Origin of the sequence: Rhodoblastus sp., assembly GCF_052145335.1 — a bacterium.
In the GTDB taxonomy this organism is placed as follows: Bacteria; Pseudomonadota; Alphaproteobacteria; order Rhizobiales; family Beijerinckiaceae; genus Rhodoblastus.
Map to the genome: position 1 here is coordinate 1 of NZ_JBKQOU010000142.1, position 9,120 is coordinate 9,120.

Below are 9,120 nucleotides of genomic sequence, written 5' to 3' on the forward strand. Positions count from 1 at the left end.
TGGCTGTCGAAGCCATCGTCGCCGACCTCAAGAAGAACTCGAAAAAAGTCACCTCCAACGACGAAATCGCCCAGGTCGGCACGATTTCGGCCAATGGCGACACCTTCATCGGCTCGGAAATCGCCAAGGCGATGCAGAAGGTCGGCAATGAAGGCGTGATCACGGTCGAAGAGGCCAAGAGCCTCGAAACCGAAACCGACATCGTCGAAGGCATGCAGTTCGACCGCGGCTATCTCTCGCCCTATTTCATCACCAATGCCGAGAAGATGATCGCCGAGCTGGAAGACCCCTATATCCTTATCCACGAGAAGAAGCTCTCGACCCTGCAGCCGCTGCTGCCGGTGCTCGAAGCCGTCGTCCAGACCGGCAAGCCGCTGCTGATCGTCGCCGAGGATGTCGAAGGCGAAGCGCTGGCCACTCTCGTCGTCAACAAGCTGCGTGGTGGCCTCAAGATCGCCGCCGTCAAGGCCCCCGGCTTCGGCGACCGCCGCAAGGCCATGCTGGAGGATATCGCGATCCTCACCGCTGGCCAGGTCGTGTCGGAAGACATCGGCATCAAGCTGGAGAACGTGACGCTGGCCATGCTGGGTCGCGCCAAGAAGGTGCGTCTCGACAAGGAGCACACCACCATCGTCGACGGCTCGGGCGCCAAGGCCGACATCGAGGCCCGCATCGCCCAGATCAAAGCGCAGGTTGAGGAAACCACCTCGGACTACGACCGTGAAAAGCTGCAGGAGCGTCTGGCCAAGCTCGCCGGCGGCGTCGCGATCATTCGCGTCGGCGGAGCGACCGAAGTCGAAGTGAAGGAAAAGAAGGACCGCGTCGAAGACGCCCTCAACGCCACCCGCGCGGCGGTGGAAGAAGGCGTGCTGCCCGGCGGCGGCGTCGCCCTGCTCCGCTCGATCGCCGCTCTGAACGGCGTTGTCACCGCCAATGCCGATCAGAGGACCGGCGTCGAGATCGTGCGCAAGGCCATCCAGACCCCGGCGCGCCAGATCGTCGACAATGCCGGCGCCGATGGCGCGGTCGTGGTCGGCAAGCTGATCGAATCGAAGGATTATAACTTCGGCTTCGACGCCCAGACCGGCGAATACGTCGACATGGTCAAGGCGGGCATCATCGATCCCACCAAGGTCGTGCGCACCGCCATCCAGGACGCCGCTTCGATTGCTGGCTTGATCGTCACCACCGAGGCGACGATCACCGAAGCGCCGAAGAAGGAAACGGCGCCCGCCATGCCCCCGGGCGGCGGCATGGGCGGCATGGATTTCTGATCCAGCTTCGCCAAAAAAGCAAAGTAAAAACAAAGAAGGTCGCCGAGAGGCGGCCTTTTTCGCGCAATTCCGCGCGGGCGCCCGAAGCGCGTCGAAAACGGCTCTCGCTCAAGCGCCAACTGGCATTCTAATAAAAAAGCAGCTTCACCCTTGCGGCGCGCCGCTCAAGCACTAAAATTAGTCACGAGATAACATGACGATAGCCACTTTCGCGCAAACTTGGCGTAACATCCCGTCGCAGCAATTAAGCTGTTTGCAATCGATACAAAAAAGGCGATAGTTTTTTTGCTCGGCCCGGAGGGGCTCATGAACCTGCGTCAATACAAGAAGCTGATTTCTTCCGAACCGGTTGCCGCGGACAAAGCCCGCGGGGATTCCGTGGGTTCCGCTCCCGCTCCTGCGTCTTCTCTCGGCAAGACTACGACGCGGGTCGAACTGCTCGACGCCGTTTATACCGCTTGTCCATCTTTGTCGCGCGCGCAGGCCCGCGACGTTTTCGAAATCACTCTGGAAGAAATCGCCGCCGCCTTGTTGCGCGACGAGCCGGTAAAGCTGCGCTCCTTCGGCGCTTTTCACATCCGCTCCAAGCGCGAGCGCGTTGGCCGCAACCCGCGCACCGGCGTCGAGGCTAAGATCGAGGCGCGCCGGGTGCTGACCTTCAAGCCCTCGCCGACGCTGATCGCCCGGGTGAACGGCGAGCAAGCCGAGGCCTGACCCCGATCAAATCATCGGTATCGTAACAAGGCGCCGCGCGATCAGCGCAGCGTCGCCGCGGTCGCGACCGTCTCGGCGGCCGGCGCCGGAACGCTGGCCACTTTCTGGATGCTGGGCAGCCCTGCCTGCGGCTTGTCGGCGGCAGGCTTGACCGTCGGCTTGGCGGCGGCGGTCTTGGGGATGACGGTCTTGCGAGCGACTGGCTTCGCCGCATCAGGCTTGGCCACCGGTGTGACCGCGGTGGTCGCGGGCTTGGCCGGAGCTGCGACCGTGGCGGTCGCATCCTCGTTGCGGGCAGCGTTCTGGTTGGTTTCCGGCGTCGGCGGCGCGGCGGATACCGCATCGCGCTTGCCGAAAGACCCGATCATGCCCGCGAGCTTGTCGCCTTGCGCCCGCGCGGCCGCCAGCGGTTCGGAAGCCGCGTAAGTCGGTTGCTGGGCCTCGGCTTGAGGTTCCGGCTGTTCCGTTTGCGGCCCCTGCACGCTCGTCTGAAGCTGGGCGAGCTGAGCCGCCATCGCCGTCGGGGCGTGCTGCGCCCTGGCGTTCCAGCGTGGATTGGGATCGTCGAGCGCCAGTTCGACCGGCGGGACCAGCGCGTCCGGCCGGCTGACCTCGGCGATGCGATGGGCGAAGGCCGGATGCTGGGCGCCGTCCTGGTAGACCAGCCGCACCGGGCGTGTGCCCTTGGCGACCAGTTCCGCCACCGCGACCTCGTCGGCATGCTCGCGTGCGGCGGCCTTGGCCTCGATCTCTTGATCGAGCTTCAACGGCGGGCAGGCGGCTTCCGGATCCAGATGCTGGCCATTGGCGGGCTGGGCGTCGAAAACATAATGGCGGCCGCAGACAGCGACCATGACGTCATGCTTGGTCGCCTCGAAATGATCATTGCCCTTTTTCAGCTCCTTCCAGAACGGCATGTTCGGGTCGAGCCGATATTTGGCGAGATTTTTCGGATTCATATGGAAGGGATAGGCCTGCATCTGGATGCCGTGCTGGCCGCCGGCGAAGGATTCGCGCGCAATCGCGTAAATTTCGGCGATCTGGGCGTCGGTCATCGAGAAACAGCCGGACGACGAGCACACGCCATGGACCATCACCGAACCCCCAGTCGCGCCATGCGCGCGGTCATAGGCGTTGGGATAGCCGACGTTGAAAGAGAGATAATAGGACGAATGGGGATTCATCATCGCCGGAGTGATCGTATAGAATCCCTCGGGAGACTGACGGTCGCCTTCGTGGGTCTTGGGGCCAAGCTGGCCGGACCAACGGCAGATCGGGAAGGTTTTCAAAAGCACATAGGAGCCGTCCGGACGCATTTTCCAGACTTCCAGCTCCGATTCCTTCTTGTAGGCGCGGATCAGCATGGGCGCGGTGGGGGAAACGCCCTTTTCCGCCATAAGGCCCAGCGTCTCGTTCGACAGCGCCTGCATGGCGCGGGTGTCCTGCACATCGTTGCAGCCGGAAAGCGCGGTCAAAGCGCTGATCGCGACCCCGGCCAACGCCGATTTACGCAGAAAAGTGGCGCTGTGAAGATCGCCGGACTTGAAAAGACCGCTCATGATCATATTCCATCGAATCGAAAGGCGGTCTCGAAGCGAACCCCGCAAGGGATGCAATTTCGCGCCGCATTTCCCGAGGTATAACCCCATTAAGCTTACACCTTCCTTTAAAGGAATGCGGACGATCCGCCGCCATGGTGAAGGAATCGTAAACAATACGCAAGCCCGCGGCCCTGGAAACACGTCCTCGGGCTTGCGCCGCCGATCAGAACTTACGCCCCATGGCAAGGAATTTCTCCTCGCGCGCGGCGCGCACGGCTTTCGCCGAAAGCCCGGCAAACCTTTTCAACGCGGCTTCCATGGCGTCGCCAGTGGCGCGTATGGCGCCCTCCGGTTCGCGGTGGGCGCCGCCGAGCGGCTCTGTGACAATGCCGTCGATAATGCCGAACTTGAGCAGGTCCTGGGCGGTGATCTTCATGTTCGTCGCCGCGTCCTGCGCGCGAGACGAATCGCGCCACAGGATCGAGGCGGAGGCTTCCGGCGAAGCGACGGTGTAAATGGCGTTTTCCAGCATCAGAACGACGTTGCAGGCGGCAATCCCCAACGCGCCGCCGGAGCCGCCCTCGCCGATCACCACGGCGACATTGGCCGTTCCCAGCACCAGCGCCGCCTCGGTGGCGCGCGCGATGGCCTCGGCCTGGCCGCGCTCCTCCGCCTCGACGCCGGGAAAAGCGCCCGCCGTGTCAACGAAGGACAGAACCGGCAGGCCGAAACGATCGGCCAGTTCCATGATCCGGACGGCCTTGCGATAGCCCTCCGGCTTGACCATGCCGAAATTATGCTTCAGCCGCGAGGCCGTGTCGGCGCCCTTTTCCTGGCCGAGCACCGCGACCGGCTGGCCGCGAAAACGGCCCAGGCCGCAAACCATCGCCTCGTCCTCGCCGAATTTGCGGTCGCCGGCGAGAGGTGTGAAATCCTCGATCAGGCCGGCGACGTAGTCGAGGCAATGCGGGCGCTGCGGATGGCGAGCGACCTGGGTCTTCTGCCAGGGGGTGAGACTGGCGTAAATTTCCGCCAGCGCCTTGGTCGCCTTGGCCTGCAGCTTGCTCAGCTCCTCGGCGATAGGCGGTGAATCCTCGCGCTCCGACAAGGCCCTCAGGTCTTCGACCCTGGCTTCGAGTTCGGCGACGGGCTTTTCGAAATCGAGATAGCTGGCCATGGTCCGATTCTTTTGGGCGCAAAGCCGGAAAAGCCCGTCACCCCGAGTGGATGACCGACGCCCGCGGAAACTGGCTATTTCGCACTGCGAAGTCAAGCCTTGTAAGGCATCGGAGCGTTTTCAAGCGAAGCGAGTTCCGGTTCGCGTTAAGAAAACGCGTAAAAACAAAAAACTACAGTCCCAATCCGATTCATTCGGATTGGCACGGCCCCTAGAATTTCAGCGCCTTGGCCTGCTTGACCCCCGGAAGTGCGAGAATCTGAGCGAAAACAACGTCCGGCGCCTCCCCGTCGATCCCGACCAATGCGATGGCCGATCCGCCTTCCGCGTCGCGGCCCAATGCGAAAGTCGCGATATTGACCCCCGCATCGCCGAGCAGGCCGGCGAAACGGCCGATGAATCCAGGCTTGTCCTCGTTGGACACATAAATCATCGCGGGCGAAAATTCGGCATCGACCTTGATGCCCTTGATCTCGACAATGCGCGGCTTGCCGTCGTTGAATACCGCTCCGGCGACGGAACGGGTCTGTTTTTCCGTTTCGACCGTCAAAGTGATCAGGGAATCGTAATCGCCTTCGGCGGCTCGGGTTACTTCATCGATGACGATGCCGCGCTCCTTGGCGACCACCGGCGCGGAAACGACGTTTACATCCGACAGCATCGGCCGCAGGAAGCCCGCCACCGCCGCCGCCGTCAAAGCCTTGGTCTTCAACTCGCCGACGTGGCCTTCGTAGGTGATGGTCAGTTTCTTCACCCCCGCTTCGGTCAATTGACCGGCGAAGGAGCCGAGCTTTTCCGCCAGGGCGATGAACGGCTTCAGGCGCGGCGCCTCTTCCGCCGTGATCGACGGGAAGTTGACGGCGTTGGAAATGGCGCCTCGCGTCAGATAGTCGGCCATCTGTTCGGCGACCTGCAGCGCGACATTTTCCTGCGCCTCATTGGTGGCGGCGCCGAGATGCGGCGTGCAGACAACATTCGGATGGCCAAACAGCGGATTGTTGACCGCCGGCTCCTCGACGAAAACGTCGAAGGCGGCGCCGGCGACCCGGCCCGCGTCGAGCGCCGCGCGCAAAGCCTTCTCATCGACCAGTCCGCCGCGCGCGCAATTGATGATGCGAACGCCCTTCCTGGTTTTCGCCAGATTTTCGGCGGAGAGAATGTTCCTGGTCTGCGCGGTCATCGGCGTGTGCAGCGTGATGAAATCGGCGCGCGCCAGCAGATCGGGCAACTCGACCTTTTCGACGCCGAGATTTTGCGCCCGTTCCGGCGACAGGAAGGGATCGAAGGCGATCACTCTCATTTTCAGGCCCAGGGCCCGTTCCGCGACGATCGCGCCAATATTGCCGCAGCCGATAATGCCAAGCGTCTTTCCCGTTATTTCGACGCCCATAAAACGGTTCTTTTCCCATTTGCCGGCCTGGGTCGAGGCGTCGGCGGCGGGAATTTCGCGCGCCAGGGCGAACATCATGGCGATGGCGTGTTCGGCGGTGGTGATGGAATTCCCGAAGGGCGTGTTCATCACGATCACGCCGCGCGCGGTGGCGGCGGGAATATCGACATTGTCCACGCCAATGCCGGCGCGGCCGATGACTTTCAGGTTTTTGGCGTTTTCGAGAATTTTTTGCGTGACCTTGGTTGCCGAGCGAATGGCGAGGCCGTCATAATCGCCGATGATCGCGGCCAGTTTTTCCTTGTCCTTGCCGAGCGCAGGCTGGAAATCGACCTCGACGCCACGCTCCTTGAAAATAGCGACGGCGGCCGGCGAAAGGGCGTCGGAAATCAATACACGAGGCGACATGGCGCATCCCTCCGGGAATGAAACGATTTGATTTTTATTTTGCTTTGGGTTCTAGCGCCGTCATTGCGAGCGAAGCGAAGCAATCCAGACCCAGCTTGCGGCTTCTGGATTGCGTCGTCGCTACGCTCCTCGCAATGACGTGGTTGGACTCAGGCGGCCGCGAGTTCGGCCTTGGCGGATGCGAAGGCCCAGTCGAGCCATTCCGTCAAAACGGCGACATCGTCTGCCTCCACTGTCGCGCCGCACCAGACGCGCAGGCCGGGAGGCGCATCGCGATAGGCGCCGATGTCGTATCCGGCCTTTTCCTTCTCGACCAGCGAGGCCAGCTTCTTGGCGAAGGCCGCTTGCGCATCCGCGGGGAGGGCGACAATGGCCGGATCGACCACTTTCAGGCACACCGAAGTGTTGGAGCGAATCGCCTCATTCTTGGCGAGAAAGGCGGCCCAGCCGCTCCCGGCGACCCAGTCGGCCAGAACCTTGGTGTTGGCGTCGGCGCGGGCGACCAGTCCGTCGAGACCGCCGATGCTTTTCGCCCACATCAGCGCGTCGATATAATCTTCGACGCAGAGCATGGACGGGGTGTTGATGGTCTCGCCTTCGAAAACCCCTTCGATCAGCTTGCCGCCCTTGGTCATGCGAAAGATTTTCGGCATCGGCCAGGCGGGCGAATGGGATTCGAGCCGCTCGACCGCGCGGGGCGACAAGATCAGCACGCCATGGGCCGCCTCGCCGCCGAGCGCCTTCTGCCAGGAGAAGGTGACGACATCCAGTTTCGCCCAATCGAGTTTTTGCGCGAAGGCGGCGGAAGTGGCGTCGGCGATGGTCAGGCCCTTGCGGTCCGCGGGAATCCAGTCGCCGTTGGGGACGCGGACGCCGGAAGTGGTGCCGTTCCAGGTGAAGATGACGTCATTGTCGAAATTGACCGAGGCGAGATCGACGATTTCGCCGTAGGGCGCCTTGAGGACGCGGGCGTCCTTGAGCTTCAGTTGCTTGACGATGTCGGTGACCCAGCCCTCGCCAAAGCTTTCCCAGGCGAGAGCGTCGACGCCGCGCGGGCCAAGCAGCGACCACATCGCCATTTCCACCGCGCCGGTGTCGGAGGCGGGCACGATGCCGATACGGTAATCGGCCGGAACCTGCAAAATCTCGCGGGTGAGATCGATGGAGAGTTTCAGCTTGGCCTTGCCGATCTTGGCGCGATGCGAACGGCCGAGCGGCGCGTCTTTCAGCGCATCGAGCGACCAGCCGGGACGCTTGGCGCAGGGGCCGGAAGAGAAATTGGGGTTTTTCGGCAGATTGGCAGGTTTGGCGGCAGGTTTCGTCATATCCATCCTCCCAGATGGGCGCCTCGCGTTGGGGCGAAGTGTCCCGACGCCGCGATTACGCCTGTGTCACGAAAGGGTCAAGCGCGACGATTTGTCACGTCGAAGGCGCGTAAGGGAATGAATGCGGCTATAATCTTGAACGCGGCCAGGATGCCGACGCCAGCGAGGTCCAGATGAGCGATGCGCGCCAACTTGTGATGACGGTTTTGATGACCCCGGATATGGCGAATTTTTCGGGCAAGGTGCATGGGGGCGCACTGCTCAACCTTCTGGACCGGGTCGCCTTTTCCTGCGCCTCGCGCTTTTCGGGACGTTATGCGGTCACTTTGTCGGTCGATCAGGTGACGTTCAAGGAGCCGGTCCATGTTGGCGAACTGGTCACCTTTCTGGCGAGCGTCAACCACGTCGGCCGCACGTCGATGGAAATCGGCATCCGCGTCGAGGCCGAGGACATACGCAAGGGGACGCGCCGCCACACCAATTCCTGCTATTTCACCATGGTCGCGGTGGATGACGAGAGCAGGCCGGCCGCCGTTCCGGAACTTGAAATCGATACGGCGGTCGAGAAAAAGCGCAATCACGCCGCCGAACTGCGCCGTCACCTGCGCCGGGAGGTGGCCGAACAATTGGAAAAGACCACCCGTCAGGAAGACGAGGCGTAATACCAACGGCCTTTATGAATGACCGATGCGCGCCCATTGGCGCATGCCGATTGAGTTGATGACGTCTGGCGCGGCGGTGAGTTCGTTCCATGCATCGCAGGCGGCGGCGATGATGTCGTCGTAGGTTTCGAAAACCCTGTTCGAAAGCCAGTTGGCGCGCAGATACTGCCAGACATTTTCGACTGGGTTCAGTTCCGGCGAGCGCGACGGCAAGAAGATCATCGTCATATTTTTCGGGATGTTGAGCTTGTCGGTCGTATGCCACCCAGCGCGGTCGAGGAGCAGGACGGCGTGAGCGCCGCGCGCGACGCGACAAGAGATTTCGTCCAGATGCATCTGCATCGCCTCGGTGTCGGCATAGGGCAGCGCCAGGGCCGCGCCGACGCCGCGCGACGGGCAGATGGCGCCAAAGAGATAAGCGTTTTCATAACGCTGGTCGGCGGGCTGACGAGGTCGCGTTCCGCGCTTTGCCCATTGACGAACCTGGCCGTTCTTTTGCCAAATTTGGCAAACCGCCAGACCGCGATCAACAATTTGCGCGCCATGGCGACGATGGCGATGCGGCGGGTTCGCCCTTGAAGCTCACCCACCCGTTGCCGGAACCATTGCGCCAAGCTGCTTTCGGGCTG

7 protein-coding genes and 2 pseudogenes are annotated in these 9,120 nt (G+C 62.4%); 3 read left to right on the forward strand and 6 right to left on the reverse strand.

Features of this window, described 5'->3' with window-relative positions; translation table 11 throughout:
- Positions 1-1,274: chaperonin GroEL (groL, locus tag ACLP2E_RS09935; protein WP_442465813.1), on the forward strand; the 1,274-nt coding region annotated here is incomplete at its 5' end.
- A gap of 306 nt (positions 1,275-1,580) precedes the next feature.
- A complete protein-coding gene (locus ACLP2E_RS09940) occupies positions 1,581-1,988 on the forward strand; it encodes an integration host factor subunit alpha (RefSeq protein ID WP_442462816.1) in 408 nt (135 codons plus the stop codon).
- 41 nt (positions 1,989-2,029) lie between these two features.
- Here the strand turns inward: ACLP2E_RS09940 and ACLP2E_RS09945 are convergent, their stop codons facing one another.
- From ACLP2E_RS09945 to ACLP2E_RS09960, 4 genes are all read right to left on the reverse strand, one after another.
- Positions 2,030-3,547, reverse strand: a complete 1,518-nt coding sequence (locus ACLP2E_RS09945) for a L,D-transpeptidase family protein (protein ID WP_442465814.1) — start codon at positions 3,545-3,547, stop codon at positions 2,030-2,032.
- A 205-nt stretch (positions 3,548-3,752) separates the two neighbouring features.
- The gene (locus ACLP2E_RS09950) at positions 3,753-4,706 is read right to left on the reverse strand and encodes an acetyl-CoA carboxylase carboxyltransferase subunit alpha (protein WP_442462814.1); all 954 of its coding nucleotides are present in this window, start codon (positions 4,704-4,706) and stop codon (positions 3,753-3,755) included.
- 211 nt (positions 4,707-4,917) lie between these two features.
- Positions 4,918-6,504, reverse strand: coding sequence for a phosphoglycerate dehydrogenase (gene serA / locus ACLP2E_RS09955; protein ID WP_442462813.1), 1,587 nt, complete (start codon positions 6,502-6,504; stop codon positions 4,918-4,920).
- Between the two features lie 149 nt (positions 6,505-6,653).
- Positions 6,654-7,835, reverse strand: coding sequence for a phosphoserine transaminase (locus tag ACLP2E_RS09960; protein WP_442465815.1), 1,182 nt, complete (start codon positions 7,833-7,835; stop codon positions 6,654-6,656).
- A gap of 167 nt (positions 7,836-8,002) precedes the next feature.
- On the opposite strand from ACLP2E_RS09960, the gene ACLP2E_RS09965 reads away from it, so the two are divergent.
- Positions 8,003-8,491, forward strand: coding sequence for an acyl-CoA thioesterase (locus ACLP2E_RS09965; protein ID WP_442462811.1), 489 nt, complete (start codon positions 8,003-8,005; stop codon positions 8,489-8,491).
- Positions 8,492-8,503: 12 nt separating this feature from the next.
- Here the strand turns inward: ACLP2E_RS09965 and ACLP2E_RS09970 are convergent.
- Together ACLP2E_RS09970 and ACLP2E_RS09975 are read right to left on the reverse strand one after the other, a co-directional pair.
- A pseudogene (locus tag ACLP2E_RS09970) lies at positions 8,504-8,998 on the reverse strand (IS630 family transposase); the annotation flags it as partial.
- Positions 8,989-9,120: pseudogene (locus ACLP2E_RS09975) on the reverse strand (IS110 family transposase); the annotation flags it as partial. The pseudogenes ACLP2E_RS09970 and ACLP2E_RS09975, both read right to left, overlap by 10 nt.